Here is a 26,517-nt window from a genome sequence, read left to right as displayed (position 1 = left end):
TCCGGAGTTGAAGGAGATGCTCTTGTCTCTCGCGCAGACCGCGCTTCCCATCGGTATCAGCGGTATCGAGAAGCGCTTCGGCGGCGTGTCCGTGCTGCATGACCTCGGCCTCGATGTCGCCGCCGGCGAGTTCCTGACGCTGCTCGGGCCGTCCGGCTCGGGGAAGACGACGCTGCTGATGATCCTGGCCGGTTTCGTCCGAGCCAATGCCGGCTCCATCAAGGTCGGTGGCGAGGAGATCATCACCATGCCGCCGCACAAGCGCAACATCGGCATGGTGTTCCAGAACTATGCGCTGTTCCCGCATATGAACGTCTTCCACAACATCGCCTTTCCGCTGAAGCAGCGCCGCGTGTCGACGGCCGAAACGGCCGAGCGTGTCGAGAGGGCGCTGGACCTTGTGCAGCTGAAAGGCCTCGGCGAGCGCCGCGTCGACCAGCTCTCCGGCGGCCAGCGGCAACGTGTGGCCTTGGCCCGCGCCATTGTCTTCGAACCGCGCATCGTTTTGATGGACGAGCCGCTGTCGGCGCTCGACAAGAGCCTGCGCGAGCATATGCAGATCGAGCTGCGCAACCTGCACCGAAGGCTCGGCATGACGACGGTCTATGTCACGCACGACCAGCGCGAGGCGATCACCATGTCGGACCGCGTCGCCGTCATGAATGCCGGGCGCATCGAGCAGATCGACCAGCCCGAAGCCCTTTATGCGAGGCCGAAGACCAAATTTGTCGCCGGCTTCATCGGCGAATCCAGCTTCATTCCGGTCGAATGCCGCAATGGCGGCGTCTGGCATGAGGGGAGCAAGCTGCGCATGAAGAATCCAATGCCGTCATCGGGCCGGCACCTGATGGTGGTGCGGCCAGAAAAGCTGCGCGTGATCGCTGGCGAACCCGCAGGCGACGTCAATGCGCTGCCGGCAATTGTCGGCGATGTCATCTACCAGGGCGACAGCTTCGTCTGCTACGCGACGCTCAGGGACGGGCGACAGGTGACGTTGCGCGACTATTGCCGTTCCGACGTGCTGGCGAAACTGCCGGCGCCGGGCGAGCCGATCACGCTCGGCATCGACGCGCAGGACGTCGTTCTGGTGGCCGATCAATGAGCCTCGCATCCGCCGGTTTCGATCATGTCGGCAGGTCTCATCGCGCGCTCAATGCCGATGCGCTCAACGCCGACGCGCGCCGGGAGGCGCGTGGCCTGCTCGCGCTTCTGTCGCCCGGGCTGCTTCTGGTCTTCGCCGTCATCATCGTGCCGATCGGCTGGCTGTTCTGGCTGTCGCTGTTCGACGAAGCCGGCCAACTCAGCGCCGCCAATTACGCGCGCTTCTTCGAGCAGGCCTCCTACATCAAGACCTTCGTCACCACCTTCAAGGTGGCCTTCGTCGTCACCGGCGCCTGCGTGCTGTTCGGTTATCCGCTGGCCTATATGCTGTCGCAGCTGCCGCGCCGCGCCGCCGGGGTCTGCCTGGTCTTCGTCATCCTGCCGTTCTGGACCTCGGTGCTGGTGCGCACCTATGCCTGGCTGGTCATCCTGCAGCGCAAGGGCCTGGTCAACACGTGGCTGATCGACCTCGGCGTCATCGGCCAGCCGCTGCCGCTCGCCAACAATTTCGCCGGCGTGGTCATCGGCATGACCCACATCATGCTGCCCTTCCTGGTCCTGCCGCTCTACGCGTCGATGAAGAGCATCGACACCGACTGCCTGCGCGCCGGCATGAATCTCGGCGCCAGCCCGGCCGCCACTTTCCGGCAGATTTTCCTGCCGCTGTCGCTGCCCGGTCTCGCCTCGGGCGTGGTCATCGTCTTCGTGCTGTGCCTCGGCTTCTTCGTCACCCCGGCGCTGATGGGCGGCGGCAAGGTGATCATGTGGGCGATGCGCATGGAGCAGACCACCAGCCTCTATTCCAACTGGGGCGCGGGCGCCGCGCTCGGCGTCGTGCTGCTTGGCGTCACGCTGGCGCTGCTCGGCCTCTTCCAGTGGCTGCTCGGCGCCCGTGCCACCGGGGTCTGGAGTGAGCGATGAGCATGGAGAACGCCCTGCCCATCTCGCATCGGCAACGCCTCTGGCTCTACGCGCTCGGCGGGCTTGTCATGCTGTTCCTGATCGCGCCGTCGGTGATCATCGTCATCATGTCCTTCTCCGGTTCGACGCTCTTGCAGTTCCCGCCGCAGGAATGGTCGCTGCGCTGGTATGAGAGCTATTTCGGCTCCGTCGAATGGCGCGACGCCACCATCGTGTCGGTCAAAGTGGCGTTAATGACGGCGGTCGTCGCAACCCTGCTCGGCACCGCCGCGGCCTACGCCATCAACGCCCGCACGCTGCGGCTGACCGGCGCCATCAACGCGCTGCTCACCGCCTCGCTGATCATCCCGGTCATCCTGATCGGCATCGGCACTTTCTTTCTCTATGCCCGCATCGGCCTCAACAACACGCTGACCGGCCTCGTCATCGCGCACACGGTGCAGGCGCTGCCGCTGGTCGTGCTGACCGTGCTCTCGGGCTTGCGGTCCTATGACATGAACCAGGAGATGGTCGCGCGCAGCCTCGGCGCCGGCCGCTTCTCCGCCTTCTTCCAGGTGACGATGCCGCAAATAAGATTCTCCATCGTCTCGGGCGCGCTGTTCGCCTTCATCACCTCCTTCGACGAGGTGGTGGTGTCGCTGTTCATCTCCGGCGGCGAGACCACGACGCTGACGCGCCGCATGTTCAATGCGCTGCGCGACCAGATCGATCCGACGATCGCCGCCATTTCGACTTGCCTGATCGTGCTATCGATCGTCTTGTTGTCCGCTGCCCAGCTTTTCGGCCGCGGACGTTGATACAGGGATACCCAGAACCGCATGCGTGACTTCCAGTTTCCTGGCCGCTCGCCAGTCCGCGCCACCGAGGCCATGGCCGCGACCTCGCATCCGTTGGCGACGCTTGCCGCGATCGACATGCTGCGCTCCGGCGGCAACGCGATGGACGCCGCGGTCTGCGCGGCCGCGGTGCAGGCCGTGGTCGAACCGCAATCGACCGGCATCGGCGGCGACTGCTTTGTCCTCTATTGCCCGAAGGGCGACGGCAACGTGCTGGCCTTCAACGGCTCGGGCCGGGCACCCGCCGCCGCGACCGTCGACTGGTACCGGGACAAGGGATTCAGCGAACTGCCGAAACAGGGGCCGCACGCGGTCACCGTTCCCGGCGCCATCGACGCCTGGTGCCGCTTGTTGGAGGATCACGGCCGCAAGGGTTTGGCCGACGCGCTCGCTCCGGCCATTCGTTACGCGGAAGAAGGCTATGTCGTGCACGACCGCGTCGCCTTCGACTGGGAGGATCCCGAGACCGACCTGTCGGCCGACGAGGTCGCGACGCGCATCTTCCTGCCGGGCGGCAAGCCGCCCAGGGCGGGTGACGTCCATCGCCAGCCGGAGGTGGCTGAGACGCTGCGCGTCATCGCCAGGAAAGGCCGCGCCGGTTTCTACGAGGGCGCGGTCGCGGACGATCTGGTCGGGCGGCTTCGCGCGCTCGGCGGCCTGCATACGCTCGACGATTTCGCCGCCACCAAGGGCGATTACCGGACCCCGGTCAGCACCTCCTATCGCGGCTACGACATCCACCAGATGCCGCCCAACAATCAGGGCCTCACAGCGCTTCTGATGCTTAACCTGCTCTCGGGCTTTGATCTGGGCAAGCTCGATCCGGACGGCGCCGCGCGCCTGCACCTCGAGATCGAGGCGGGCCGGCTCGCCTACCAGGACCGCGATGCGTTTTTCGCCGATCAAGATCATGTCGACGTGCCGGTCAAGGCGCTGCTTTCCGGCGCCTATGCCGATCGCCTGCGCGCCGCGATCGATCCCGAGCGCGCCATGACCGATCTGCCGCGTCTCGACCTGCCGGGCAGCGACACGGTCTATATCAGCGTCATCGATCGCGACCGCAATGCGGTCAGCTTCATCAACTCGACCTATTATTCCTTCGGCAGCGGCGTCGTCGGCCCGAAGACCGGCGTCGTGCTGCAGAACCGTGGCTCCAGCTTCCGCCTCGATCCGAAGCACCCGAACGCAATCGCGCCGGGCAAGCGGCCGATGCACACGATCATGCCGGGCATGATGACGAGGAACGGCCGCGCCTTGATGCCCTTCGGCGTGATGGGCGGCGGCTATCAGCCCTTCGGCCATGTTCATGTGCTGACCAACATGATCGACTTCGGCATGGACCCGCAGCAGGCGATCGATGCCGCGCGGGTGTTCTACAACCACGACGTCGTCGAGGCCGAGCGAAGCGTGCGTGCCGAGACGATCGGAGACTTGCGCCGGCTTGGCCACAAGGTGGTCGAGCCCGGTCATCCGCTGGGCGGCGGTCAGGTGGTGCTGATCGATTGGGAAAAGGGCACGCTGACCGGCGCGTCAGATCCGCGCAAGGACGGCCTGGCGCTCGGATATTGAGCAGCGCTGGACATCGGCCGATCGTTCGAAACATAGTCTGGAACCATGACAAACAGCGAAAACGCCACCGATCTCGCCTATCGCCTTGCACCAGGCGCCGATGACGCGCCGGCCATCGCTGCGCCCGAACGGACGGCCCTCTCGCATGGCGGACTGCGCCGCCTGATCGGCGATACCGTGGCGCGGCTCAACGCGCTGGGCGTCGGCCGCGGCGACCGTGTCGCCATCGTGCTGCCGAACGGTCCGGAAATGGCGACGGCTTTCATCGCCGTTGCTGCGGCCGCGTCCACCGCGCCGCTCAATCCGGCCTACCGGGTCGACGAGCTCGATTTCTATCTGAGCGACATCGGCGTCAAGGCGATCCTCGTCGGCAGGGACGAGCAGGGCCCTTCGGTCGAAGTCGCCGGGCGCCTCGGCATCCCGGTGCTGCGGCTGGCGGCGCCGCAAGGCGCGCCGTCCGGCGTGTTCACGATCGAGGGCGATCCCGCCGGGCCGCCGGTCGCCTCGGGCCTGGCCGCCGACGGCGATGTCGCGCTCCTTCTGCATACCTCCGGCACCACGTCGCGTCCGAAACTGGTGCCGCTCAGCCACGCCAATCTCGCGGCGTCGGCAACGCATATCGGCGCGACGCTCGGCCTGACGCCAGCCGACCGCTGCCTCAACATCATGCCGTTGTTTCACATCCATGGCCTGATCGCCGCGGTACTTTCCTCGCTCGCCGCCGGCGGCAGCGTTTTCTGCACACCGGGTTTCAACGCGCTGCGTTTCTTCCAGTGGCTCTCCGAAGCGAAGCCCAGCTGGTACACCGCCGTGCCGACCATGCACCAGGCGATCCTGCCGCGCGCCGCCCGCAATCCCGAACAACTCGCCGAGGCGAAGCTGCGCTTCATCCGCTCGTCCTCGGCTTCGCTCCCGGCACAAGTGATGGCCGAGCTCGAATCCACCTTCGGCTGTCCGGTTATCGAGGCCTACGGCATGACCGAGGCCGCGCACCAGATGGCGTCCAACCGCCTGCCGCCCGGACTGCGCAAGCCCAGCAGCGTCGGCGCGTCGGCGGGACCGGAAATCGCCGTCATGGCGCAGGACGGGCGGCTGCTCAAACCCGGCGAGATCGGCGAGATCGTCATTCGCGGCCCCAACGTCACCGCGGGCTATGAGAAGAACCCGGACGCCAATGCCAGCGCCTTCGCTCATGGCTGGTTCCACACCGGCGACCAGGGCGTGCTCGACGAGGACAGCTACCTGCGCGTCACCGGCCGGCTGAAGGAGATCATCAATCGCGGTGGCGAAAAGATCTCGCCGCTCGAGGTCGACGAAGTGCTGATGGACCATCCGGCGGTGGCGCAGGTCGTCACCTTCGCCATGCCGCATGACAAGCTGGGTGAAGAGGTAGCGTCCGCTGTCGTGCTGCGCGAAGGCCAGAGCGCCAGCGAGGCCGATATCCGCGGCTTCGCCGCCACCCGGCTCGCTGATTTCAAGGTGCCGCGCAAGGTGCTGATCCTCGACGAGATCCCGAAGGGCGCGACCGGCAAGCTGCAGCGCATCGGACTGGCGGCCAAGCTCGGGCTCGGCTGATGCGCATCACAGTCTTCGGCGCCGGCGCCATCGGTGGCTATCTCGCCGCGAAGCTCGCGATCGCCGGCTCGGTCGATCTGTCGATCGTGGCGCGCGGCACGCATCTGGAGGCGATCAAGGCCGACGGCCTTCGCCTGATCGAGGACGGCAAGGAAACGGTGGCGCGGGTCAGGGCGGCGGCACACGCCGAGGAACTCGGCGCACAGGACTATGTCGTGCTGGCGCTGAAGGCGCATTCGCTGGCGCCGGCGCTCGATCAGATCGCGCCGCTGCTGGGCGAGGGGACCGCGGTCGTCACCATGCAGAACGGCGTGCCCTGGTGGTATTTCCATAAGGCCGGCGGCGCGCTCGAAGGCACGAGGCTCGATGCGGTCGATCCTGGCGGTGCGATCTGGGAGCGCATCGGGCCGGAGCGGATCATCGGCTCGGTCGTCTATCCCGCCGTGGAGGTCGACGCGCCCGGCCTGATCCGCCATGTCGAGGGTACACGCTTTTCGCTGGGCGAACCGTCGGGCCAGAAGAGCGAGCGAGCCACCGCGCTTGCCCGCGAAATGGTCAAGGCCGGGCTGCAGGCGCCGGTGCGCGAGGACATCCGCTCGGAGATATGGGTGAAGCTTTGGGGCAATCTTTCCTTCAACCCGATCTCGGCGCTGACCGGCAGCACGCTTGCGGCGATCGTCGCCGATGAAGCGACGCGCGCCGTCGTCCGCGCCATGATGCTGGAGGCGCAGGCGATCGGCGAGAGCCTCGGCGTGCGCTTCCTCATCCCCGTCGACCGGCGCATCAAGGGCGCCGGCGATGTCGGCGAGCACAAGACCTCGATGCTGCAGGACCTCGAACGCGGCCGCCCGATGGAGATCGACGCGCTGGTTACCGCCGTGCAGGAGCTCGGGCGCCTGACCGGCCAGCCGACGCCGACCATCGACAGCGTGCTGGCGCTGGTGCGGCGGCTTGCGATCGAGCGCGGGTGCTATTCGCCCTTGTAGTTTGTTCCTGATTTGTTCTAATCTGATCCTTTGGACGATATCCGAAAGGGATCAGCCATGAACGAACAACCGTGGTTCGGGATCGGCAGGAATGGGCAGGCTTTTTTTCGTTGGGACGAGCCCAGTCAGGAGCCCAACGACCGACTGTTCTTCGCCATCCTTCTCGAAGAGATGATTGCTCGTATGCTGGCCTCACGAGCCGTGACTTGGCAGCGGGAGTTAGGGCTCGGCGGAAAGCTCATTCGAACCAGGCATCTGCATATTTCGCTTGTCATGCTCGGCGATCACGATGGATTGCCAAGATCTCTGGTCGACGCCGCTTGCTCGGCAGGCTCTCTCGTCCGAGCTCAAGCCTTTGATGTGTCGTTTGACCGTCTGTCGGCCTTTGGTGGCGGCGCTCTCGTTCTGCGCGGCAGTGACGGCGTTCCCGCATTGCAGGCCTTCTGGCGAGCGCTCGCCGCTGTGCTGTCCGACAGCCCGTTTAAGCCGCTTGTCGGGAAGTCGATCGAGCCGCACGTCACATTGCTGCGTGACAAAGTGCGTGTTCCGAAAGTCAATGAGCGGCCAATTGAGCCGATTGGTTGGACCGTGCGCGAGTTCGTGCTGATACACAGCTTCCTGCGTCAGGACCGCTATCAGGTCATCAGACGCTGGCAATTGAACGGTCAGGATGACGCGCATGCTGTCATGTGAGCATCTCAAATCGTCCTTATCGTCAGCGCGCAGGCCTCGCCATGCTGACAGGAATTGTCACCTGCGAAGCGACCGAGCCGTGGCGGGCGAACGATCGATACCTACTTGATGTCTGGTCCAAACCGGGAGGATCCCATGACCACTGCCGAAATTGCCAAGGACTTCACCGAACTGCTCAAGCAGGGCGACAGTCATAGCGCCGCCGCGAAATACAATGCCGACGACATCGTCAGTTACGAAGCCATGGAAGGCCCGATGGCCGTGTGCAACGGCAAGGAAGCCGTCAAGCAGAAGGGCGAGTGGTGGGAAGCGAACCACGAGGTCCATGGCGGCTCGGTCGAGGGTCCCTATGTCAATGGCGACCAGTTCGCCTTGCGCTTCAGCTTCGACATTACGCCCAAATCCACCGGCGAACGCGTCAAAATGGACGAGGTCGGCCTCTACACGGTCAAGAACGGCAAGATCAGCGAAGAGCGTTTTTACTATTGAGGCCGATGCGCTGAGGCTTTTTGCTTCCTTTCGCTCGTAAATTTGAAATCAGGGATGGCGACCGGGCAGATATTCCGGTCGCCATGCCAGCTTCTCAAATCGTCTTCACATACTGAGCCAGCTGGTCGGCCACCGCGCCCCAGCCGTCGAAGAAACCCATCTCCTCGTGGCTGTTGCGCGTCGCCTCGTCGCGGTGGATGGCGGTGGCGGTGTAGCGCGTGCCTTTGCCTTCCGGTGTCAGGGTAATGACCGCGGTGATGAACGGCTCGCCCGACGGCCGGTAGCCCGGCAGCAGCGCGTCGGTCCACACCAAGCGTTCGTTCGGCACGATCTCGAGATAGCAGCAATGGCGGTCGCTCACCTCCTTGCCGTCGGGCGACTGGATGCGCGTGCGGAACAGGCCGCCCGGTCTGAAGTCGATCTCGCAATCGGTGATGACCCACGGTTTTGGCGTGAACCACTGCTTGACGTGCTCCGGCGTCGTCCAGGCGCGCCACAGCAATTCGCGTGGCGCATCGAGAAAGCGCTCCAGCGTCAGGTCCAGTTTCGGGTTCGGCTTGAACGGATAGCTCACTTTTCACTCTCCTTGAGGCTCATCACATAGGCGTCGAACTGGTCGAGGCGGCGCTCCCACAGCGCGCGCTGTTCGGCGAGCCAGTTTTCCGCAAGCTTCAGCGGCTCGGGCGAAAGACTGTAGGTTCTGACGCGGCCGGTCTTTTGCGACTGCACCAGCCCGCAGCCCTCCAGCACCTTGAGATGCTCGACGAAGGAGGGCAGGGCCATCTCGAACGGCTCCGCCAGTTCGCTGACCGAGGCCGGGCTTCTGTTCAGCCGCTCCACGACACACCGGCGCGTCGGATCGGCAAGCGCGCGAAAAATGCCGTCGATGGGCGGCGGGCTCTGGCTGGCGGTATCGAGGCTGATCATTGGCTCTCGGTCCTGGCGTTGCGAATAATACTTAGGGAAAAACCTTAGTGTTGGCAAGAGCCAAAACCGAGCCGCCGTGAAGCGCTGGCAAAGCTGCCGCGGCGGGCCTAGGATTCGCTCAGATTCGCAAACCCACCGAGGCCTGCCTTGTCCATCGCCATGTACGGCATCACCACCTGCGACACGATCAGGAAGGCGCGCGTCTGGCTGGAAAGCCATGACGTGCCGTATCGCTTCCATGACTACCGCGCGGAAGGGATCGAGGCGGAAAGGCTGAACGGCTGGGTCGGCAAGGTCGGCTGGGAAAAGCTGCTCAACAAGGGCAGCACCACTTTTCGTGAGCTGACGGAGACGGACAAGGCCGGACTGGACGAGAAGAAGGCGAAGAAGCTGATGCTCGCCAAGCCGACGATGATCAAGCGCCCGGTACTGGAGGTCGGGGAGCGGGTTTTGGTAGGGTTCAAGCCGGAGGTCTATGAGGAGGCGGTTGGCGGAAAGTAGTCGCTAAGAACCCTCCCTCTTACGTCGAGTTCCTTCGCCCCCCTCTCTGTCCTGCCGGACATCTCCCCCTCAAGGGGGGAGATTGGCAGCTTTGACGAGGCGCTCGTCTTGCAACGTCTGCGATTGGCGAAGGCCGGCGTGACGGCTGATCTCCCCCCTTGAGGGGGAGATGTCCGGCAGGACAGAGAGGGGGGCGAAGGAACTCGACGTCTCAATAATTAAATTATGCTTGGCTTCCAAAAATTAAATTATGGTTGGGCTTCAAAATATCCCGCCAGCGCCACCGCGTTGTTATGTGCCTCGTCATGCGCGCCGTAGAGCAGCGTCACCTTGCCCCTGCCGAGTAGCGCACGCAGCTCTGCCACCGCGTCGCCATTCGCGTCGAGCTCGGCCCGATACCGCTTCTGGAACTCTGCCCAGCGCTCCGGCTCGTGCCCGAACCATTTGCGCAGCGCGTCGCTCGGCGCGATGTCCTTCAGCCACAGCGTCAGTTCGGCGTCCTTCTTGCTGACGCCGCGTGGCCAGATACGGTCGACGAGCACCCGCTGGCCGTCGGCTTTCGCCGGCGGCTCATAGACACGCTTCACCGCAATGTCGAAGGCCATCATACCTCCAATGAGCGAGAGACCTCTTACGCCCACTCGCCCTTGCGCATCACCGGCACGCGGCCGCCGTCCTTGGCGACGCCGTCAATGTCGATCTTGTCGGAGCCGATCATCCAGTCGATATGGATGAAACTCTTGTTGCCGCCGCGCTCGGCGATCTCGTCCTGGCTGAGCGAAGCGCCGTCGACGAAGCACTTCGAATAGCACTGTCCGAGCGCGATGTGGCAGGCGGCGTTTTCGTCGAACAGCGTGTTGAAGAACAACAGCCCACTCCGCGCGATCGGCGAGGAATGCGGCACCAGCGCCACTTCGCCGAGGCGGCGCGCGCCCTCGTCGGTGTCGAGCACCTTCTTCAAGACGTCCTCGCCCTTCGAGGCCTTGGCCTCGACGATCCGCCCGCCCTCGAAGCGCACGGAAATCTCGTCGATCAGCGTGCCCTGATAGGAGAGCGGCTTGGTCGAGGAGACATGGCCCTCGACGCGCCTTGCATGCGGCGTGGTGAAGACTTCCTCGGTCGGGATGTTCGGGTTGCAGGTGACGCCGTTCTTCGCCGTCGAGGCGCCGCCCATCCATTCATGGCCGTCCGCCAGCCCGACGGTCAGGTCGGTGCCTGGACCGGTGAAATGCAGCGCGTGGAAATTATGTCCGTTCAGCCATTTCGTGCGCTCGGCCAAGGCGGCGTTGTGTGCCTTCCAGTTGCCGATCGGGTCCTCGACGTCGACCCGCGAGGCCGAGAAGATGGCGTCGGCGAGCTTGACCACCGCGACGTCGTCCGCCTCGCCCGGAAAAACCTGCTTTGCCCAGGCAAGGTCGGGATAGGCGACGATGTTCCAGTTGATGTCGAAGCCGGTGATTTTTTCCAGCGCCGGCTGGTAGGCCATCGAGTTCGCCTTGTTGGCGCGCGCCACCTTGGCCGGATCCTGCGAGGAGAGCAGCGACGGATCTTCGCCGCGCACGGCGAGCCGCGCCGCATTGTTCGAGAAGGCCTTCGCCATGCCTTCATACAGCCAGCCGGCGGCGCGGTCGAAGCCGGCGTCGGCGCCGTAGCGGAAACGCGCCAGCGTGATCTCGTCGTCGTTGAAGATCGGCGTCACCAGCCCGGCGCCGGCCTTGTAGGCGTGCTCGACGATGCGGCGGGTCAGCGGCAGCGCCGCGATCGACGAGGTCAGCACCAGATCCTGTCCGGGCTGCAGCTGCAGCCCGACCTTGATGGCGACTTCCGCCAGCCTGTCGAGCTTCACCGGGTCGATGGTTGCCGAAACGCCGCGCGAATGTGTGGTCATGGGTCCTGCCTGCCATTTGTTGGGGTCCTGTTCCTACATAGACCGCTGCGGTTGGCCTTTCCACCGCGATCGACTGGGCCTGATTTCAGGCGGCGCTGTCCAGCGCCCGGAACTGCGCCATGGTCGCCTCGATCTCCTCGCGGAGCCAGGCCTTGAAGTCGCGCACCTTGCGGCTTTCGCTTTTTGTGGCTGAGGTCACCAGCCAGTAACCCAGCCCGCTCTCGGCCCGCACACCGAAGGGCGCGATCAGCCGGCCGTCGGCCAACGCGTCGGCGGTGAGCAATTGCCAGGCGAGCATCACGCCGTGGCCGGCGATCGCCGATTCCAGGCACAGCATCGGATCGGTGAAACGCGCTCCCTTCTGGAAGGTGACCGGCTCGACGCCGGCCGCCTCGAACCAGCCGTCCCAGCTGAACATCGCCCGTTCGTCGGTGATGGCGCAGGTCTGCGCCAGATCGCCGATCGACTTCAGCCTGGCCGCGATCGATGGCGCGCAGACCGGAAACACTTCCTGGGCAAGCAGAAGCTCGGCGCGGTCGCCCGGCCATTTGCCATCGCCAAGCCGGATGGCGATATCGATGTCCGAGCGGTCGAGATCGGCGACCCTGGCCGAGGCGTCGATGCGCAAAAGCACGTTCGGGTGTCGGGCGAAATGCCGCGATAGCCGGGGCAGCAGCCATTTCGAGGCGAAGGCCGGCGCCACCGAGACGACCAGCGTGCATTCGTTGGCCTCGTCGGCCAGCGCCACCGCTTGCGCGAGCTCGCGGAAGCCGGCGCTGAGCAGCGCCGTGAAGGCGGCACCGAATTCGGTCGGCACGAGCCCGCCCGGCGTCCGTTCGAACAGCGCCTGCCCCAGCTGCTTTTCGGTGCGCTTGACCTGCTGGCTGACGGCGCTGACCGAGACATTCAGTTCGGCGGCCGCTCCCGCCAGCGATCCCAGCCGAGCGACGGTTTCCACGGCACGCAGGCCGTTGAGATGGACGCGATTGAGCATAGCCATTCAGTTTTTCTAAAGTAGATGGATCGGAATCTCAATTGAAACCCGACAGAAAAGGGCGGAATTTAACAGGAGTAGCCTTGAGCCAGGAGGTGGTCCCATGAAGATTTTATCCTTGCTGAAAGGGCTTTCCGGCGCCGAGGCGAGGCCGCGCGATGACGATGACGATGAGATGACCCGCTGGATCACCGATCCGCTGTCGCATCCGGTGCTCGACACCATGTCGGAGCGCGAGCTTGGCGACATGCCGTTCCGGTTGACGGCGCGCCGCACCGCATACGAGATCGTGGGCACAACCTGTCTCTGACGCCATTCGGCCCGGTTGCGGGGCAGCGCTGGCCCAACGCAAGCACATTGTTTCGCGGACGCGCGCACTTATTGTGCGCCGCAATGAACGCCACCTCGCCATCGCCGCTGCGCCTTGCCCTTGCCGGCATGGTCGCGCTCGCCGTCGCCATGGGCATCGGCCGCTTCGTCTACACGCCGATCCTGCCCGGCATGATGGAGGAACTGCACCTGACGCCGGCCGACGCCGGCTGGATCGCTTCCGCCAATTATCTCGGCTACCTCATCGGCGCGCTCGCCGCGGCCGGCGGCTGGGCGCATGGCCGCGAGCGCCTGCTGATGTTCGCCGGCCTTGCCGGCAGCGCCGTGCTCGCGGCCCTCATGGGGCTCAATGAGACCATGGCCGCCTTCCTCGTCATCCGCTTCCTCGCCGGCCTCGCCAGCGCCTTCGTCATGGTGTTCATGGCCTCGATCGTCTTCAGCCATCTGGCTGAGGCTGGCCGCGGCGATTTGCAGGCGCTGCATTTCGGCGGCGTCGGCCTGGGCATTGCCGCGTCCTCGGCGCTGCTGGCGATTCTCGTCTCCGAACACGCGGGCTGGGCCGCCGGCTGGCTCTGGTCCGGAGCGCTTTCGGCGGTCGGGCTGCTCGTCGTCATGTTGCTCGCCGGCTCGACCACGCCGGCCAATGTCACCGACGGGCGCGAGCCGGCGCTGCCGAAGGACGGCTCCCTGGTGAAGATGATCGTCGCCTACGGGCTGTTCGGCTTCGGCTATGTGGTGACGGCCACTTTCCTGGTCGCCATCGTGCGCCAAGGCGGCGGCGGGCGCGTCTTCGAGGCCACCGTCTGGATGGTCGCCGGCCTTGCCGGCTTTCCCTCGACTTGGGCGTGGCAGAAGCTCGCCGGCCGGATAGGGCTTTATGCCGCTTATGCCGCGAGCTGCCTGGTCGAGGTGGTCGGCGTCACCGCCAGCGTCGTCGTCAAGGGCGCAGCCGGACCGTTGATTGCCGGCGTCCTGCTCGGCGGCACCTTCATCGCCCTCACGGCGCTGGGCATACAGATGGGCAGGCAGCTCGCGCCGCGGGCGCCGCGCCGCATCTTCGCGGTGATGACGGCAGCCTTCGGCCTTGGCCAGATCGTCGGCCCGATCGCCGCCGGCCTGCTTGCTCAGGCATCGGGCAATTACGTGCTTGCCTCGATCATGGCGGCGGCGGCCTTGCTGCTCTCCGGCGTCATTGCCTGGTCGGCTGCGCCAAAATCGCCATGATTTGCGGCCTTGTTCGATGCCGGGCATCGGGCACGGGCATTTTCTTTCCCCCTAATGTGTGACCTTATGCCCGCCGAACAGCAACGCCGCTGATTTGCGGTCAGACCGAGGAAACCCGCCACAGTGTTCGTATCTTTTTTCCCGCAGCCGAAGCTCTTCTTCACCTCGGCCGCCGTCTGGAGCCTTGCGGCGATTCTGTTCTGGTTTTTCGGCGGCGAGCAACTGGGAGCCGTCTTAGGCTTCCCTCCCGCTGCGGCCGGCGCGCCGCCCATCATCGGCATCGCGGTGCTGTGGTCGAAGCCCTTCCTGTGGTTCTACATCTACTTCGCGGCCTGCGTGGCGGTCTTCTATGCGTTCTGGAGCTGGTATGCGCCGCATCCGTGGCAGAACTGGTCGATCCTGATGACCGCCGTCATCCTGTTCTTCATCTATTTCAACGTGCAGGTCTCCGTCGCGGTCAACAACTGGTATGGTCCTTTCTTCGACTACGTTCAGGGCCTGATGTCGGGAACGACAGCCTCGACCGACACCGAATTCTACAAGGGATTGGCCGACTTCTCCTGGCTGGCGCTGGTCGGCATGAACGTGCAGGTGATCAACGCCTTCATCGTCAGCCATTGGATCTTCCGCTGGCGAACCGCGATGAACAATTACTTCGTGGCCAACTGGAGCCGGCTGCGCCATATCGAGGGCGCCTCGCAGCGTATCCAGGAAGACACGATGCGTTTCTCGCAGATCATGGAGGACCTGGGCTCCAGCTTCGTCCAGTCGATCATGACCCTGATCGCCTTCCTGCCGGTGATGATCCAGCTTCAGGCGCACATCACCGAGCTGCCGATCATCGGCGCGGTGCCGCAGCCTCTGGTCGTTGCGGCTCTCGGCTGGTGCCTGTTCGGCACGGCCTCGGTGATGCTCGCGGGCATCAAGCTGCCGGGCCTCCAGTTCCGCAATCAGCGCGTCGAGGCGGCTTACCGCAAGGAACTTGTCTACGGCGAGGATCATCCCGATCGGGCGCAGCCGGCGACGACGGCGGAGCTGTTCACCAATGTGCGCCGCAACTACTTCAGGCTCTATTTCCACTACATCTATTTCAACGTCGTCCGGTACACGTACCTGCAGGCGGACAACATCTTCTCGCTGCTGATCCTCGGCCCATCGCTGGTCGCCCATAAGATCACCTTCGGCGCGCTCAACCAGATTTCGAATGCCTTCGGCAAGGTGACGAATTCGCTCCAGTTCCTGCTGAATTCCTGGTCGACCATCGTCGAACTGCAGTCGGTCCACAAGCGCCTGCGCGCCTTCGAGGCGACACTCCAAGGCGAGCCGCTTCCAGACATCGACCGGCGCTATCTGGCTCGGCAGGGCGCTGAGGACCCGGCCTGATCTGGAGCAACCCAGGAGAGTGTAAAGATAAGCGATCCGGCGGGCGGCTCAGCCGCCGACGGTCGTCTGCGCCTCGCCGGCATGCTGGCGTGCCATATAGTCGCGAAAGCTGATGCATTCCACATCCGCTTTGACGCAGACCTCCCCGGCGAAGCGTTCCAGCGCGTTCCAGTAGGCGCCGTCGTTCATCAGCGTGAAGTGGAAGCCGAGTTCCAGCGGCAGGCGCTTGCCATTGTACTGAGCCTCGAAAGCGGCATGGAACGCCTGGTAGGCGCGCTCGGCGAATGCGTCCGCCATGGCCGGCCTCTCGGTGCCGTCCGAGTGGCGGACATAAAGATTGTAATCCATGGCGACCACCGGCTTCGCCTTCGGTCCCTCCGGGATGAGCGGCAGGGCAAAGCGGGTTGTCCCATTCAGGGTCGGCGGGACGGTCGGGCCTTTGGAGACACCGCTGGCGTCATACTGGAAATCGGCCTCGGGCAGGGCTTCGTAAAGCGCCTTGCCGGTCGAGAGATAGGGCGCGCGGAACCCGACCAGCGCATGATGGGCGAAATCGTGCCAGTCGGCCGGCTCCTGGATGCCGTTGATCGCATAGGCGTTCTCGAAAATGCGCCGGACGGAGGCGAATTCGGCCAGCCAGTCCGCCTTGCTCCAGGCCTTGCCGTCGAAATGGCCACAGGCATGGCTGCCGATGTCGTGACCCTCGGCCGCGGCCAGCCGGACCTGCTCCAGCCGGTCGGCCACGTCCTGTTTCGAGGCGCCGAAGCCGACATTGGATTTGCCGGCGGCCTTGCCGGGGCCGGCATAGTCCTGCCGCGTCTCCGGCGAGAGTAGGAACACGCAGGACAGGAAATAGGTGAAATGCGCGCCCGTGCGCTTTGCCAGCGCACGGCTGCGTTGCCACTGCGAGATCTCGCGGGCGGCGTCGAACGAGATCAGCACCACCTGCTTGGGTTTGGCCGGCGAAACGATTGGCGATTTCGGCGGATCGGCGAAGGCCGCATTGGCTGAGGCAAGCGAGGCGAGACTGAACGCAAGGACGCGGTACGAACGAAGCATTGGCAACCTCTGGCGGGACGTCTCCGGCTGATCGGAAGCCGGCTATCGCGCAAATGTGGCGCGGTTGCGTTCAGGCAAGGGCTGTGGGCGCCCGGCATTCCAAGCCGATTTTCCGGTCCGCCCCCTTCCATGCCGACAAAATTTCGCTAAAACGCGGGCTCAAGAGGCGCCCCCTTCCGGGGCAGCAATGGTTTTGATTGATGTCGGACGACAGTTTTATCCGCGAAGTCAACGAAGAGATGCGTCGCGAGCAGGCGCAGAAGCTATGGGACCGTTTTGGCCCGGCCATTCTCGGCCTTGCCATCCTCATCGTGCTCGGCACCGCCGCTGTCGTCGGCTACCGCTACTGGGACGAGACCCGCGCCAACCGCTCCGGCGACGCCTTCTCGGCGGCCCTCAAGCTCGCCAATGACGGCAAGAACGACGAGGCGATCGCTGCGCTCGACCAGTTGGAGAAGGACGGCTACGGCGCCTATCCGCTGCTCGCCCGCATGCGCGCCGCGACCGTCAAGGCCGACAAGGGCGACGTCGACGGCGCGGTCAGGGATTTCGACGAGGTCGCCGCCGACAACGCCATTCCGGCCGGCATTCGCGACATCGCGCGGCTGAGGGCGGCGCTGCTGCTCGTCGACCATGGTTCCTACGCCGACGTCTCCAGCCGCATCGAGGCGCTCACCGCCGACACCAATCCGCTGCGCCACTCGGCGCGCGAGGCGCTTGGCCTTGCCGCCTGGAAGGACGGCAAGTCGGCGGACGCACTCAAACTGTTCGACCAGATCTCTTCGGATGAAGCCGCCCCGCGCAATGTGCGCCAGCGGGCGCAGCTGATGTCCGAGCTGATCCGCGGGTCGGGCAACGCGTCGTGATCCTGGATGGGCTTCAAAGTCGCCATCATCGGCCGGCCTAACGTCGGCAAATCGACTCTTTTCAATCGGCTGGTCGGAAAGAAGCTGGCGCTTGTCGACGACACGCCGGGCGTCACGCGCGACCGCCGCGTCCACGCCGCCAAGCTCTACGACCTTCACTTCGACGTCATCGATACCGCCGGCTTCGAGGATGCCGCCGCATCGACGCTGCCCGGCCGCATGCGTCAGCAGACCGAGATCGCCATCCGCGAAGCCGACCTCATCTTCTTCACCATCGATGCCAAGTCCGGCCTGCTGCCCGACGACCGCACCTTCGCCGACGTCGTGCGCAAATCGGGCAAGCCGGTCGTGCTCGTCGCCAACAAGGCCGAGGCGCGCGGCGCTCAAGGGGGCATGCTGGAGGCCTGGGAACTCGGCCTCGGCGAACCGATCCCGGTTTCGGCCGAGCACGGCCAGGGCATGCCCGACCTGCGCGACGCGGTGATTGCGGCGCTTGGCGAGGAGCGCGCCTTCGGCGACGACGACGAAGACGGCAGCGACGAGATCGCCGCGAGCGAAGTGCTGATCGGCGAGGACATCGCCGACCCGGACGCTGAAGCATCCTATGACGATACCAAGCCGCTGCGCATCGCCGTCGTCGGCCGCCCGAACGCCGGCAAGTCGACGCTGATCAACGCGCTGATCGGCGAGGAGCGGCTGTTGACCGGTCCGGAAGCCGGCATCACGCGGGATTCGATCTCGGTCGACTGGGACTGGCGCGGCCGCCGCATAAAGCTGTTCGACACCGCCGGCATGCGCCGCAAGTCCAGGATCCATGAAAAGCTGGAAGTGCTCTCGGTGCAGGACGGCCTGCGCGCCATCCGTTTTGCCGAGATCGTCATCATCGTCCTCGACGCCACGATTCCCTTCGAGAAGCAGGACCTGCAGATCGCGGACCTGATCACCCGCGAGGGCAGGGCGCCGGTGATCGCCTTCAACAAATGGGACCTGATCGACAACCCGCAGGAATTGCTGGCTGAGTTGCGCGAAAAGACCGAGCGGCTCTTGCCGCAGGTGCGCGGCATCCAGGCGGTGACGGTCTCGGCCGAGACCGGGCGCGGCCTCGACAAGCTGATGGAAAGCGTCATCAAGACGCACAAGGTCTGGAACAGCCGCGTCTCGACTGGCAAGCTCAACCGCTGGCTGGAAGGCATCCTCGCCCATCATCCGCCGCCCGCCGTCGCCGGCCGCCGCCTGAAGATCAAGTATGTCACCCAGGCCAAGACCCGCCCGCCGGGCTTCGTCGTCTCCTGCTCGCGGCCGGACGCGATGCCGCAATCCTACGTCCGCTATCTGACCAACAGCCTGCGCGAGGCCTTCGACATGCCGGGCGTGCCGATCCGCATGGCGCTGCGCACGTCGGACAATCCGTTTGCCGGCAGGGCGAAGAAGCGGTGAGGTCTATTCCCGTCGCGGGTAAAATCCTCACAATGCTGGCGGGACAGCACCCCCTCTGCCCTGCCGGGCATCTCCCCCGCAAGGAGGGAGATTGGCAGCTTCGGCGCGCCGCCGATCCTGCAACGTGGGAGAGTAGCGAAAGTCTGCGTGACGTCTGATCTCCCCCCTTGCGGGGGAGATGTCCGGCAGGACAGAGGGGGGGTGTGACGGAACGCGACGCCGGATACTTCGATCCGCAGCACTACCTGTCCGAAAAAGCTAAGCGACCTCTCGCAACCCATCGCGGGTTCGCGCCCCCTCAGGCAACGTCTCCATCGCCGCCTGCAGCAATATCTCGGCCAGCCGCGCCGCCACCGGATCGAGCTCGGCGTCCTTCTGGTGCAGATGCAGCGCCATCGTCGGCAGGGCGGGAAGTCCCAGAATCCCCGGTGCGATCGCCCTGACATTGGCGGGCAGGCCGATATCGGTGCGGATCGTCAGGCCGAGACCCGCCGCCACCGCCGCCCAGATGCCGCCGAGACTAGGGCTGGAAAAGGCCATGCGCCAGGGCATGCCGGCGCGGTCGAGCGTTTCGGTCGCCACGGTTCTGAGCAGGCACGGCGCCTCGAACACCACCAGAGGCAGCGGCTCGCCCTTGCGCGGACCGGCCTCGATCGGCTTTGCCGGACCGATCCAGCGCGCCTGCACGTCGGCGACATGGCGGCTGTAGGGCAGCGTCATGCCGTCATGCCAGGCGAGCGCGATGTCGAGATTGCCTGACAGGACGCGCTCGGCCAGGTCGTGGCTGCGCCCGATCCGCGCTTCGATGCGGACCTTGGGATGGGCGCGGGCGAAGCGGCCGAGCACGTCCGGCAGCACGGCCTCGCCGAAATCCTCCTGCAGGCCGAGCCGCACCCAGCCTTCCAGTTCGATGTCTCGGATGGCGGAGGCCGCCTCGTCGTTGAGCTCGATCAGCCGCCGCGCATAGCCAAGCATCGTCTCGCCGGCCTCGGTGAGCGCCAGGCCGCGCCCCGCCTTGCGGAAGACCGGCGTGTCCGCCTGTTCTTCGAGCTTTTTCAATTGCGCGCTGACCGCGGACGTCGAGCGTCCCAGCCGCTCGGCCGCCTTGGCGAAGCTGCCCAGCTCCATGCCGGTGACGAAGGTCCTGAGGACGTCGAGGTCAAAAGTGACGCGGCGCATGAGATTGTCCTGATTTTCAGGATTGTTGATCAAAAACTTCCTGATTTTATGGATAAAGCTATGGCGCTACATCCCGTCCGTCAAGCCGTCAGCCGGCCGTCTCGGGAATGGAACCATGTCCGCCATCGTCACACGAAACGACTGCCAGCCGCCCGCGGGAGAAAGTGCCGGCAACCCTGCTCGCCGCGCCTTCGGTCCCAATCATCGCTGGAAGGTGCTGGGCATCGGCGTCGCCGCCAATGCCGGCTTCTCCGCCACCTTCTCCGGCATCCCGGCGACCGCGGTGGCGATGCGCCAGGGCTTTCACCTCGACAATGCCGCGCTGGGTTTGGCGCTTGGGCTGCTCGGCCTCGGCGTGGCGCTCAGCGAGTTGCCCTGGGGCGTGCTCACCGATCGCTGGGGCGACCGCCGCGTGCTCCTGACCGGACTTGGCGCGACAGCCGCGTGGCTTCTCATCATGGCCATGCTTGTCGTGCCGACAAAAACGGCCATTCCCGGCGTCGCGCCGCTGTCGGCAAGCCTGCTCGTCGCCGGCCTGCTCGGCGGCAGCGTCAACGGCTCCAGCGGCCGCGCCATCATGGGCTGGTTCGGCGAGGGCGAGCGCGGCTTCGCCATGAGCATCCGGCAGACGGCGGTGCCGCTTGGCGGCGGGCTGGGCGCTCTCGTCCTGCCGTCCCTGGCGCTGGCCCTAGGCTTCACCGCGGTCTTCGGCCTGCTTGCGGCCGTCTCCGCTCTGTCAGCCTGGTTTGCCTGGCGCTGGCTGCACGAGCCGCCGGTGGCAAGCGGCGGCCGCGCCGCCGCCGCGACAAGCGGCCCGGCACCCTTGCGCAACATCGAGGTGTGGCGCATCTCGACCGCCATCGGCCTGCTCTGCTTCCCGCAGGTCGCGGTGCTGACCTTCGCCTCGGTCTTCCTGCACGACTTCGCCGGCATGGCCACCTTTGTGACCAGCGCCAGCCTCGCCGCCGTGCAGACCGGCGCAATGGTGATGCGTATCTGGAGTGGGCGCTTCACCGACCGGCATGGCAACCGCCGGCCGTTCCTGAAACTCTGCAGCGCGTTGAGCACGCTGGCATTCCTGGTGCTTTGGCTGTTGGTGATCGGCGCCGCCGGAGCACCGTCGCTGGTGCCGCTGCTCCCGCTGATGGTCGTCGTTGCCGGCATATCCGTCTCCGCCTGGCATGGCGTCGCCTATACCGAACTTGCCACGCTTGCCGGTGCCGGCCATGTCGGCACCGCGCTCAGCCTGGCCAACAGTTTTGTGTTCGTCGGTTTCTGCGTGGTGCCGATCGCCATTCCGTGGCTGTTGGTGTTCTTCGCATGGCCGGGCGTGTGGCTCGCGGCCGCGATCTGCGCGGCGGCCGCCTGGCCGATCTTCCTGCGCCCGGCCTGATTCACCAGTCTGATTCCTCGCCGGCTTGCCGCGGAAACGGCAAGCCGGCTTCGCTCAAACATGAAAAGAACACGATCGATGTCGTTAACCCCCCATCAAGGTTAATGCTTCATTTTGACTCTCCGGGGTCAGTAGCGTTCTGGAGAGTTCCGTGCATCGACGCGTTTCATTGCGGCTTGCCGCCGCCGCCGTTGCGAAAAAACGTTCCTTTCTTCCTCCTTTGGTGCTCGGGCTCGGCATTTGGATCGGCTTTCCGTCGGCCGTCGCCTATCAGGATATGGCAAGCCTGATCTCCGGCCTGGAATCGTCCAACACCCGCTGGAACGCCTATATCGAGAAATCCGCCGCCGGCTCGGTGCATGCCGCCGAAATGCCGTTTGTCGATTCCCTCACCACCGGCTCGCTCTCCGGCTCCGGCGTGAATTTGCCGGGGGTGGGCACCGTCGCCTTCCGCGGCAAGGGCAGCGCCGTGGGCGTGACGCCCGATGAGGATCGTGTCATGCGGGCCGACAAGAAGGGTCGCATCGTCAAGGTCTCGCCGGTCGCGCCGCCCAAGAATTTCAGCGCCGGCTCGATTTTCGAGCGCACCTCCTCGCTGCTTCGCCCGAGCATGGACAGCGGGCTGAAGCTCACCTTCGCCAAGCCTGGCATCAAGGGCAAGGAAGTCCAGATCGCCCAGGCCTTCCATCTTCGCGAGGACAAGAAGCCGGATCCGGCGCTGCCGGCGGCACTTGTCGCCCTCGTCAACAACGACAAGCCGGATATCCTCGCCACCGCCTATGCCCAGTCCGCGCCCGACTATGCCAAGGCCTCGCCCTTCGAGGCGCTGCTGCAGGACGATCCGAACGATGGCCGCTTCATCCCGCCGATGGGCAAGGGCGACCATTCGTGGATCCAGAACCCGCTGCCCGCAAGCGTCTTCTCCCAGCCGGAACAGGCGTGCCTCGCCAAGGGCATCTATTTCGAAGCGCGCAGCGAGCCCGTGCGCGGCCAGGCGGCGGTCGCCCAGGTGATCCTCAACCGCGTCCGCAACCCCGCCTATCCCAAGACGATCTGCGGCGTCGTCTACCAGAACGACGACTGGTTCAACCGCTGCCAGTTCTCCTTTGCCTGCGACGGCAGGAAGAAGACCATCACCGACCAGGCTTCCTACAAGACCGCCCAGGAGGTCGCCATGGCGGTGACCGCCGGCAAGATCTTCATTCCCGAGGTCGGCTCATCGACGCATTACTACGCCAATTACGTCCATCCGGGCTGGGCGCGAGCCATGCACAAGATGACCAGGATCGGCCTGCATATCTTCTACCGCACCTATGGCGGCGGCTGGAGTTGAGCCGGCTGGCGGCTCGAGCTGAGCCGCCTTAACCACCGCCCCGGCTATCCTTCCTTCGACGCCCGGCAATGCCTCGGCGGACGCGCCTTGTTGCGCGGATTCGCGCCGAGTCCTCACGCGGCCGTGAAGGGCACGATGTCGCACCTCGATAAATCATTGATTTAACTACCAAAAATACATCGCTTGGAAGTTCGGTCCGTGGCTTGACGGGGGCGGACCCTCTAACTATGTTGCCGGCGACTTTAGAAGCGGACGGACGGCAATCGTCTGCCCGGGCAGGGGGGTTGCGATGGCCGACAAAACCGGGCCAGACGGAACCGGAGAAACCGGCCGCGGCAGGCAGCCAGAAGCCACCATCCGCGACGACGAACTTGAGCGCCGCCGGCGTAGTCTCGAAGCATCGCTTGCGACGAGACGCACGGACCGGTTCGAGGGGAAAGACGAAGCGAGAGCTGCGACCGGTTACGGTCAGGCGCTGAAACTGTCCAGCGAGTTCATCGCCGGAGTGGTGGTTGGTGTCGGCTTGGGCTGGATCATCGACCGCCTGGCGGGAACAGCGCCCTGGGGTCTGATCGTCGGCCTGTTGCTGGGCTTTGGCGCTGGTATACTCAATGTCCTGCGCTCGGCGGGACTTGCATCCGAATTCGGCCAGGGCGGCAAGCCGCGCGAGCCGAAAGAATGAAGTGGGGCGCCGCAGGGCGCCAAGTGAACTTAAAAAGCCGGTTGTGGCTTTGACGGGGATTTAAAGTGGCTGCTGCTGACAAGGTCGATCCGATCCACCAGTTCCAGATCCATCCGATCATCCCGCTGCATATCGGCGGCTACGACGTCTCTTTCACCAACTCCTCCCTGTTCATGGTCGTGACGATCGTGCTGGCGTCGGCCTTCCTCTACATGAGCACGGCCAGCCGCGCGCTCATTCCGGGCCGCCTGCAGTCGGTGTCCGAGATGGCTTACGAATTCGTCGGCAACATGCTGCGCGACGCCGCCGGCAAGCAGGGCATGCAGTTCTTCCCGCTGGTGTTCTCGCTGTTCATGTTCGTGCTGGTCGCCAACCTGATCGGCCTGTTCCCCTATTTCTTCACCGTGACCAGCCACATCATCGTCACCTTCACGCTGGCAATCCTGGTCATCGGCACGGTCCTCGTCTACGGCTTCGCCAAGCACGGCTTCGGCTTCCTCAAGCTGTTCGTGCCGCAGGGCGTGCCGGGCTACCTTCTGCCGCTGGTGGTGGCGATCGAAATCATCTCCTTCGTCTCGCGTCCGGTCAGCCTCTCGGTTCGTCTCTTCGCCAACATGCTGGCCGGCCACATCACGCTCAAAGTGTTCTCGGGCTTCGTCGTCAGCCTGAGCGCGTTCGGCGCCGTCGGTATCGCCGGCTCGGTGCTGCCGCTTGCCATGGCCGTTGCACTCTCCGCGCTCGAACTGCTGGTCGCCTTCCTGCAGGCCTATGTGTTCGCGGTGCTGACCTGCATGTATCTGAACGACGCCCTGCACCCGAGCCACTGATTTTCACCGGCGCCCCGGCGCCAGCTTACCCAACGTACCAACTGCAACGAATAGAGAAACCACAGGAGTTTTGAAATGGACGCAACTGCAGCAGCTGCTATCGGCGCTGGTATCGCCTGCATCGGCATGGGCGGCGCGGGCATCGGCCTCGGCAACATCTTCGGCAGCTACCTCTCGGGTGCGCTCCGCAACCCGTCGGCTGCCGACGGCCAGTTCGGCCGCCTGATCTTCGGCTTCGCCGTGACCGAAGCTCTGGGCATCTTCTCGCTCCTGATCGCTCTGCTCCTGGTCTTCAAGTAAGAGCCAGAGCTGACGAAAGGGGCCGCATGGTGCGGCCCCGTTCTAGGGACAGGGGAATGAGATGTTCGTGACATCTGCCTATGCGCAAGAAGCAGCGCCGGCCGCGGCCGAGGGCGATACGCATGCAGGCACCGCCGTGCCTGCCGCGGAGCATGAAACGTTCCCGCCGTTCGATGCCAAGACCTTCCCGTCGCAGATCCTGTGGCTGGTCATCACCTTCGGGCTCTTCTACCTGTTCCTGAAGCGGGTTGTGATGCCGCGTCTTGGCGGTATCATCGATGTCCGCAACGACCGCATCACCCAGGATCTCGACCATGCCGCAAGGCTGAAGGGCGAGGCGGACGCCGCGGTTGCCGCCTATGAGCAGGAACTGGCGGAGGCCAAGGCCAATGCCAACAAGATCGGCCAGCAGGCGAACGACGCCGCCAAGGCGCAAGCCGAGGGTACGCGCAAGAAGCTCGAGGCCGAGCTCGAGAAGAAGCTTGGCGAGGCCGAGGCGAGCATCGCCTCGATCAAGGCCAAGGCGATGAAGGAAGTCGGCACGATCGCCGAGGACACCACGTCGGCCATCGTCGAGGCGCTTGTCGGCGGCAAGACCGACAAATCCGAGATCGCGGCTGCGGTCAAATCCGCGAGCCGGTGAGGAGCGAGGATCATGGACGCCACATCACTCGCCACGCTCTGGGCAACCATTGCGATGCTCATCTTCTTGGGCGCTGTCGTCTACCTGAGGGTGCCGGGCATGCTCGCCAAGTCGCTCGACGCCCGCGCGGCCAAGATCAGCGGCGAGCTCGAGGAAGCGCGCAAGCTTCGTGAAGAGGCCCAGCAACTGCTCGGCCAGTATCAGCAGAAGCGCAGGGAAGCCGAGAAGGAGGCCGCCGACATCGTCGCCGCCGCCAAGCGCGAGGCTGAGCTGCTTGCTTCCGAAGCGGCCAAGAAGACCGAGGACTATGTCGCCCGGCGCACCGCGCTTGCCGAGCAGAAGATCAGCCAGGCCGAGCGCGAGGCCGTCAGCGAAGTGCGCGCCTCGGCCGTCGACATCGCCGTCGAGGCCGCCCGCGCGCTGCTCGCCGCCAAGGTCGACGTCAAGGCAGGCGCGGACCTGTTCAAGTCGGCGCTGGATGACGTCAAGGCCAAGCTGAACTGAGCGGATTTAGACCGCCGACATGAAGCCGCCCGGGCCACCTGGCGGCTTTTTTGTTCGAGAGAAGAGCGGGACGGCGACGCTGCCGATCTTCCCCCTTGTGGGGAGATTGGCCGTCACCATCGCTCCCGCTCACTCCAGCCCGGCCAAGCTCTCTTCCTCTTCCACCATTTCCGCCCCACCCAGCCTGAACGGCGCGAACGAGGCCCGGTGCAGCCTTGCCACCGGCCCATGCATCTCGATCGCGGTCCGGTGCCGGACCGTCGCGTAGCCCATATGCACCTCGAAGCCGTAATGTTCGTGGTGTCCGCCGCAGCCGCACATCATGCGGTCGCGCATCACCTTGGCGACGATCGAGGCTGCGGCGATCGATTGCGAGCGCTGGTCGCCCTTGATGAGCGCCCGGCCTTCGCAGGCGAGACCTGGCGGAATGTCGCGGCCGTCGGCCAAAGCGAGCTTCGGCTGCAACGACAGGCCGGCGGCGGCGCGGCGCATCGCTTCGAGGCTGGCTTTCAGGATGTTGCTGTTGTCGATGCCTTCGGCGCTGATCGAGGCCATCGAGACGCTGAGCGCCGACCCCAGAATCTTGAGGAACAGCGCCTCGCGCTGCAAATGGGTGAGGCGTTTGGAATCGTCGAGGCCTTCCGGGATATTGGCGGGGTTGAGCACCACCGCGGCGGCCACCACCGGTCCGGCGAGCGGACCGCGCCCTGCCTCGTCCATGCCGGCGACTGGCCACAGCCCGTCGGCCATCGCCTTCGTCTCGATCGAGAAGTCGGGCTTCTCGACCATTTCAAAGAGAAGCGGAGAATCGGAACGCGCGCGAGCCATGGTGCGGCGAGGTTCGCATCGGCTCCGATTCTCCGCAAGTCCTTCCGGG

At 65.1% G+C, this 26,517-nt stretch carries 29 protein-coding genes; 21 read left to right on the top strand and 8 right to left on the bottom strand.

The features are described from left to right. Positions 1 to 22 precede the first annotated feature (22 nt). The 8 genes from FJW07_RS15815 to FJW07_RS15780 all read left to right on the top strand — a co-directional run bounded on the left by FJW07_RS15815 (position 23) and on the right by FJW07_RS15780 (position 8,170). Positions 23 to 1,102 (top strand): ABC transporter ATP-binding protein, encoded by a 1,080-nt coding sequence (locus FJW07_RS15815; RefSeq protein ID WP_140857428.1) that lies wholly within the window; start codon positions 23 to 25, stop codon positions 1,100 to 1,102. Continuing rightward, on the top strand, positions 1,099 to 2,022 hold the full coding sequence (locus FJW07_RS15810) for an ABC transporter permease (RefSeq protein ID WP_140857426.1): 924 nt from the start codon (positions 1,099 to 1,101) through the stop codon (positions 2,020 to 2,022). The genes FJW07_RS15815 and FJW07_RS15810 overlap by 4 nt, the downstream gene beginning before the upstream one ends. After that, on the top strand, positions 2,019 to 2,819 hold the full coding sequence (locus FJW07_RS15805; RefSeq protein ID WP_140857424.1) for an ABC transporter permease: 801 nt from the start codon (positions 2,019 to 2,021) through the stop codon (positions 2,817 to 2,819). The genes FJW07_RS15810 and FJW07_RS15805 overlap by 4 nt, the downstream gene beginning before the upstream one ends. A 21-nt stretch (positions 2,820 to 2,840) precedes the next feature. Beyond that, positions 2,841 to 4,427: a gamma-glutamyltransferase gene (ggt, locus tag FJW07_RS15800; protein ID WP_140857422.1), complete on the top strand. Its 1,587-nt coding sequence runs from the start codon at positions 2,841 to 2,843 to the stop codon at positions 4,425 to 4,427. A 45-nt stretch (positions 4,428 to 4,472) separates the two neighbouring features. Then, positions 4,473 to 6,002, top strand: a complete 1,530-nt coding sequence (locus FJW07_RS15795; protein ID WP_140857420.1) for an acyl--CoA ligase — start codon at positions 4,473 to 4,475, stop codon at positions 6,000 to 6,002. Then, positions 6,002 to 6,988: a 2-dehydropantoate 2-reductase gene (locus FJW07_RS15790; protein WP_140857418.1), complete on the top strand. Its 987-nt coding sequence runs from the start codon at positions 6,002 to 6,004 to the stop codon at positions 6,986 to 6,988. Before FJW07_RS15795 ends, FJW07_RS15790 begins: the two co-directional genes overlap by 1 nt. A 57-nt stretch (positions 6,989 to 7,045) precedes the next feature. Beyond that, the gene (locus FJW07_RS15785; RefSeq protein ID WP_140645081.1) at positions 7,046 to 7,681 is read left to right on the top strand and encodes a 2'-5' RNA ligase family protein; all 636 of its coding nucleotides are present in this window, start codon (positions 7,046 to 7,048) and stop codon (positions 7,679 to 7,681) included. A gap of 135 nt (positions 7,682 to 7,816) precedes the next feature. Further along, complete coding sequence (locus FJW07_RS15780; protein ID WP_140645080.1) at positions 7,817 to 8,170, top strand: nuclear transport factor 2 family protein; 354 nt, start codon at positions 7,817 to 7,819, stop codon at positions 8,168 to 8,170. Between the two features lie 94 nt (positions 8,171 to 8,264). On the opposite strand, the gene FJW07_RS15775 is transcribed toward FJW07_RS15780, so the two are convergent. Both FJW07_RS15775 and FJW07_RS15770 read right to left on the bottom strand, forming a co-directional pair. After that, positions 8,265 to 8,744 (bottom strand): SRPBCC family protein, encoded by a 480-nt coding sequence (locus FJW07_RS15775; RefSeq protein WP_140857416.1) that lies wholly within the window; start codon positions 8,742 to 8,744, stop codon positions 8,265 to 8,267. Continuing rightward, complete coding sequence (locus FJW07_RS15770; RefSeq protein WP_140857414.1) at positions 8,741 to 9,097, bottom strand: metalloregulator ArsR/SmtB family transcription factor; 357 nt, start codon at positions 9,095 to 9,097, stop codon at positions 8,741 to 8,743. The genes FJW07_RS15775 and FJW07_RS15770 overlap by 4 nt, the downstream gene beginning before the upstream one ends. A 147-nt stretch (positions 9,098 to 9,244) precedes the next feature. Between FJW07_RS15770 and FJW07_RS15765 the strand changes: the two genes are divergently transcribed. Next, positions 9,245 to 9,598, top strand: a complete 354-nt coding sequence (locus FJW07_RS15765; protein ID WP_140857412.1) for an ArsC family reductase — start codon at positions 9,245 to 9,247, stop codon at positions 9,596 to 9,598. A 248-nt stretch (positions 9,599 to 9,846) separates the two neighbouring features. Here FJW07_RS15765 and FJW07_RS15755 read toward each other — a convergent pair whose 3' ends face one another. The 3 genes from FJW07_RS15755 to FJW07_RS15745 all read right to left on the bottom strand — a co-directional run bounded on the left by FJW07_RS15755 (position 9,847) and on the right by FJW07_RS15745 (position 12,486). Beyond that, complete coding sequence (locus FJW07_RS15755) at positions 9,847 to 10,203, bottom strand: DUF488 domain-containing protein (protein WP_140857410.1); 357 nt, start codon at positions 10,201 to 10,203, stop codon at positions 9,847 to 9,849. Positions 10,204 to 10,229: 26 nt separating this feature from the next. After that, a complete protein-coding gene (locus FJW07_RS15750; RefSeq protein WP_140857408.1) occupies positions 10,230 to 11,486 on the bottom strand; it encodes an aminopeptidase in 1,257 nt (418 codons plus the stop codon). 85 nt (positions 11,487 to 11,571) lie between these two features. Further along, a complete protein-coding gene (locus FJW07_RS15745) occupies positions 11,572 to 12,486 on the bottom strand; it encodes a LysR substrate-binding domain-containing protein (RefSeq protein WP_140857406.1) in 915 nt (304 codons plus the stop codon). 97 nt (positions 12,487 to 12,583) lie between these two features. Between FJW07_RS15745 and FJW07_RS15740 the strand changes: the two genes are divergently transcribed. The 3 genes from FJW07_RS15740 (at position 12,584) to sbmA (ending at position 15,417) form a co-directional block, all read left to right on the top strand. After that, positions 12,584 to 12,790 carry a hypothetical protein gene (locus FJW07_RS15740; protein ID WP_140645073.1) on the top strand — a complete coding sequence of 69 codons (207 nt, stop codon included), beginning with the start codon at positions 12,584 to 12,586 and terminating at the stop codon, positions 12,788 to 12,790. 83 nt (positions 12,791 to 12,873) lie between these two features. Further along, positions 12,874 to 14,034: a YbfB/YjiJ family MFS transporter gene (locus FJW07_RS15735; RefSeq protein ID WP_246680768.1), complete on the top strand. Its 1,161-nt coding sequence runs from the start codon at positions 12,874 to 12,876 to the stop codon at positions 14,032 to 14,034. Between the two features lie 123 nt (positions 14,035 to 14,157). Continuing rightward, positions 14,158 to 15,417, top strand: a complete 1,260-nt coding sequence (gene sbmA / locus FJW07_RS15730; protein ID WP_140645072.1) for a peptide antibiotic transporter SbmA — start codon at positions 14,158 to 14,160, stop codon at positions 15,415 to 15,417. A 48-nt stretch (positions 15,418 to 15,465) separates the two neighbouring features. Here sbmA and FJW07_RS15725 read toward each other — a convergent pair whose 3' ends face one another. Beyond that, the gene (locus FJW07_RS15725; protein WP_140857404.1) at positions 15,466 to 16,476 is read right to left on the bottom strand and encodes a polysaccharide deacetylase family protein; all 1,011 of its coding nucleotides are present in this window, start codon (positions 16,474 to 16,476) and stop codon (positions 15,466 to 15,468) included. Positions 16,477 to 16,676: 200 nt separating this feature from the next. Here FJW07_RS15725 and FJW07_RS15720 point away from each other — a divergent pair, with 200 nt between their 5' ends. After that, positions 16,677 to 17,342 (top strand): tetratricopeptide repeat protein, encoded by a 666-nt coding sequence (locus tag FJW07_RS15720; RefSeq protein WP_140857402.1) that lies wholly within the window; start codon positions 16,677 to 16,679, stop codon positions 17,340 to 17,342. Between the two features lie 6 nt (positions 17,343 to 17,348). Next, positions 17,349 to 18,779 (top strand): ribosome biogenesis GTPase Der, encoded by a 1,431-nt coding sequence (gene der, locus FJW07_RS15715; protein WP_140645069.1) that lies wholly within the window; start codon positions 17,349 to 17,351, stop codon positions 18,777 to 18,779. A 258-nt stretch (positions 18,780 to 19,037) separates the two neighbouring features. Here the strand turns inward: der and FJW07_RS15705 are convergent, their stop codons facing one another. Beyond that, positions 19,038 to 19,958, bottom strand: a complete 921-nt coding sequence (locus FJW07_RS15705) for a LysR substrate-binding domain-containing protein (RefSeq protein WP_140857400.1) — start codon at positions 19,956 to 19,958, stop codon at positions 19,038 to 19,040. Between the two features lie 115 nt (positions 19,959 to 20,073). Between FJW07_RS15705 and FJW07_RS15700 the strand changes: the two genes are divergently transcribed. The 7 genes from FJW07_RS15700 (at position 20,074) to FJW07_RS15670 (ending at position 25,640) form a co-directional block, all read left to right on the top strand. Next, positions 20,074 to 21,351 (top strand): MFS transporter, encoded by a 1,278-nt coding sequence (locus tag FJW07_RS15700; RefSeq protein ID WP_140857398.1) that lies wholly within the window; start codon positions 20,074 to 20,076, stop codon positions 21,349 to 21,351. A gap of 151 nt (positions 21,352 to 21,502) precedes the next feature. Then, the gene (locus FJW07_RS15695) at positions 21,503 to 22,684 is read left to right on the top strand and encodes a cell wall hydrolase (RefSeq protein WP_140857396.1); all 1,182 of its coding nucleotides are present in this window, start codon (positions 21,503 to 21,505) and stop codon (positions 22,682 to 22,684) included. A 289-nt stretch (positions 22,685 to 22,973) separates the two neighbouring features. Beyond that, a complete protein-coding gene (locus FJW07_RS15690; RefSeq protein WP_140645065.1) occupies positions 22,974 to 23,366 on the top strand; it encodes an AtpZ/AtpI family protein in 393 nt (130 codons plus the stop codon). 65 nt (positions 23,367 to 23,431) lie between these two features. After that, complete coding sequence (locus tag FJW07_RS15685) at positions 23,432 to 24,193, top strand: F0F1 ATP synthase subunit A (protein WP_140645064.1); 762 nt, start codon at positions 23,432 to 23,434, stop codon at positions 24,191 to 24,193. A 75-nt stretch (positions 24,194 to 24,268) separates the two neighbouring features. Then, entirely contained in the window at positions 24,269 to 24,493 is a 225-nt protein-coding gene (locus FJW07_RS15680) for a F0F1 ATP synthase subunit C (protein WP_027164582.1), read from the top strand. A 61-nt stretch (positions 24,494 to 24,554) separates the two neighbouring features. Further along, positions 24,555 to 25,136: a F0F1 ATP synthase subunit B gene (locus FJW07_RS15675; protein ID WP_140857394.1), complete on the top strand. Its 582-nt coding sequence runs from the start codon at positions 24,555 to 24,557 to the stop codon at positions 25,134 to 25,136. A 12-nt stretch (positions 25,137 to 25,148) separates the two neighbouring features. Next, the gene (locus FJW07_RS15670) at positions 25,149 to 25,640 is read left to right on the top strand and encodes a F0F1 ATP synthase subunit B (RefSeq protein ID WP_140659467.1); all 492 of its coding nucleotides are present in this window, start codon (positions 25,149 to 25,151) and stop codon (positions 25,638 to 25,640) included. 129 nt (positions 25,641 to 25,769) lie between these two features. Here FJW07_RS15670 and FJW07_RS15665 read toward each other — a convergent pair whose 3' ends face one another. Further along, the gene (locus FJW07_RS15665; protein ID WP_140786218.1) at positions 25,770 to 26,468 is read right to left on the bottom strand and encodes a ribonuclease HII; all 699 of its coding nucleotides are present in this window, start codon (positions 26,466 to 26,468) and stop codon (positions 25,770 to 25,772) included. Positions 26,469 to 26,517 lie beyond the last annotated feature (49 nt).

It is taken from the genome of Mesorhizobium sp. B3-1-9 (genome assembly GCF_006439595.1).
In the GTDB taxonomy this organism is placed as follows: domain Bacteria; phylum Pseudomonadota; class Alphaproteobacteria; order Rhizobiales; family Rhizobiaceae; genus Mesorhizobium.
The sequence above is the reverse complement of the archived record's forward strand: the minus strand, read 5'-3'. Positions and strand labels throughout refer to the sequence as shown.

Excerpts from the sequence above, each read along its gene's own strand:
- FJW07_RS15690 (WP_140645065.1), top strand. The coding sequence starts at position 22,974 with ATGGCCGACAAAACCGGGCCAGACGGAACCGGAGAAACCGGCCGCGGC.
- FJW07_RS15700 (WP_140857398.1), top strand. The coding sequence starts at position 20,074 with ATGTCCGCCATCGTCACACGAAACGACTGCCAGCCGCCCGCGGGAGAA.
- FJW07_RS15745 (WP_140857406.1), bottom strand. The coding sequence starts at position 12,486 with ATGGCTATGCTCAATCGCGTCCATCTCAACGGCCTGCGTGCCGTGGAA.
- FJW07_RS15705 (WP_140857400.1), bottom strand. The coding sequence starts at position 19,958 with ATGCGCCGCGTCACTTTTGACCTCGACGTCCTCAGGACCTTCGTCACC.
- FJW07_RS15670 (WP_140659467.1), top strand. The coding sequence starts at position 25,149 with ATGGACGCCACATCACTCGCCACGCTCTGGGCAACCATTGCGATGCTC.
- FJW07_RS15665 (WP_140786218.1), bottom strand. The coding sequence starts at position 26,468 with ATGGCTCGCGCGCGTTCCGATTCTCCGCTTCTCTTTGAAATGGTCGAG.
- ggt (WP_140857422.1), top strand. The coding sequence starts at position 2,841 with ATGCGTGACTTCCAGTTTCCTGGCCGCTCGCCAGTCCGCGCCACCGAG.
- FJW07_RS15795 (WP_140857420.1), top strand. The coding sequence starts at position 4,473 with ATGACAAACAGCGAAAACGCCACCGATCTCGCCTATCGCCTTGCACCA.
- FJW07_RS15790 (WP_140857418.1), top strand. The coding sequence starts at position 6,002 with ATGCGCATCACAGTCTTCGGCGCCGGCGCCATCGGTGGCTATCTCGCC.
- FJW07_RS15780 (WP_140645080.1), top strand. The coding sequence starts at position 7,817 with ATGACCACTGCCGAAATTGCCAAGGACTTCACCGAACTGCTCAAGCAG.
- FJW07_RS15805 (WP_140857424.1), top strand. The coding sequence starts at position 2,019 with ATGAGCATGGAGAACGCCCTGCCCATCTCGCATCGGCAACGCCTCTGG.
- FJW07_RS15785 (WP_140645081.1), top strand. The coding sequence starts at position 7,046 with ATGAACGAACAACCGTGGTTCGGGATCGGCAGGAATGGGCAGGCTTTT.
- FJW07_RS15735 (WP_246680768.1), top strand. The coding sequence starts at position 12,874 with ATGAACGCCACCTCGCCATCGCCGCTGCGCCTTGCCCTTGCCGGCATG.
- der (WP_140645069.1), top strand. The coding sequence starts at position 17,349 with ATGGGCTTCAAAGTCGCCATCATCGGCCGGCCTAACGTCGGCAAATCG.
- FJW07_RS15725 (WP_140857404.1), bottom strand. The coding sequence starts at position 16,476 with ATGCTTCGTTCGTACCGCGTCCTTGCGTTCAGTCTCGCCTCGCTTGCC.
- FJW07_RS15720 (WP_140857402.1), top strand. The coding sequence starts at position 16,677 with ATGTCGGACGACAGTTTTATCCGCGAAGTCAACGAAGAGATGCGTCGC.
- FJW07_RS15740 (WP_140645073.1), top strand. The coding sequence starts at position 12,584 with ATGAAGATTTTATCCTTGCTGAAAGGGCTTTCCGGCGCCGAGGCGAGG.
- FJW07_RS15810 (WP_140857426.1), top strand. The coding sequence starts at position 1,099 with ATGAGCCTCGCATCCGCCGGTTTCGATCATGTCGGCAGGTCTCATCGC.
- FJW07_RS15680 (WP_027164582.1), top strand. The coding sequence starts at position 24,269 with ATGGACGCAACTGCAGCAGCTGCTATCGGCGCTGGTATCGCCTGCATC.
- FJW07_RS15750 (WP_140857408.1), bottom strand. The coding sequence starts at position 11,486 with ATGACCACACATTCGCGCGGCGTTTCGGCAACCATCGACCCGGTGAAG.
- FJW07_RS15770 (WP_140857414.1), bottom strand. The coding sequence starts at position 9,097 with ATGATCAGCCTCGATACCGCCAGCCAGAGCCCGCCGCCCATCGACGGC.
- FJW07_RS15755 (WP_140857410.1), bottom strand. The coding sequence starts at position 10,203 with ATGGCCTTCGACATTGCGGTGAAGCGTGTCTATGAGCCGCCGGCGAAA.
- FJW07_RS15675 (WP_140857394.1), top strand. The coding sequence starts at position 24,555 with ATGTTCGTGACATCTGCCTATGCGCAAGAAGCAGCGCCGGCCGCGGCC.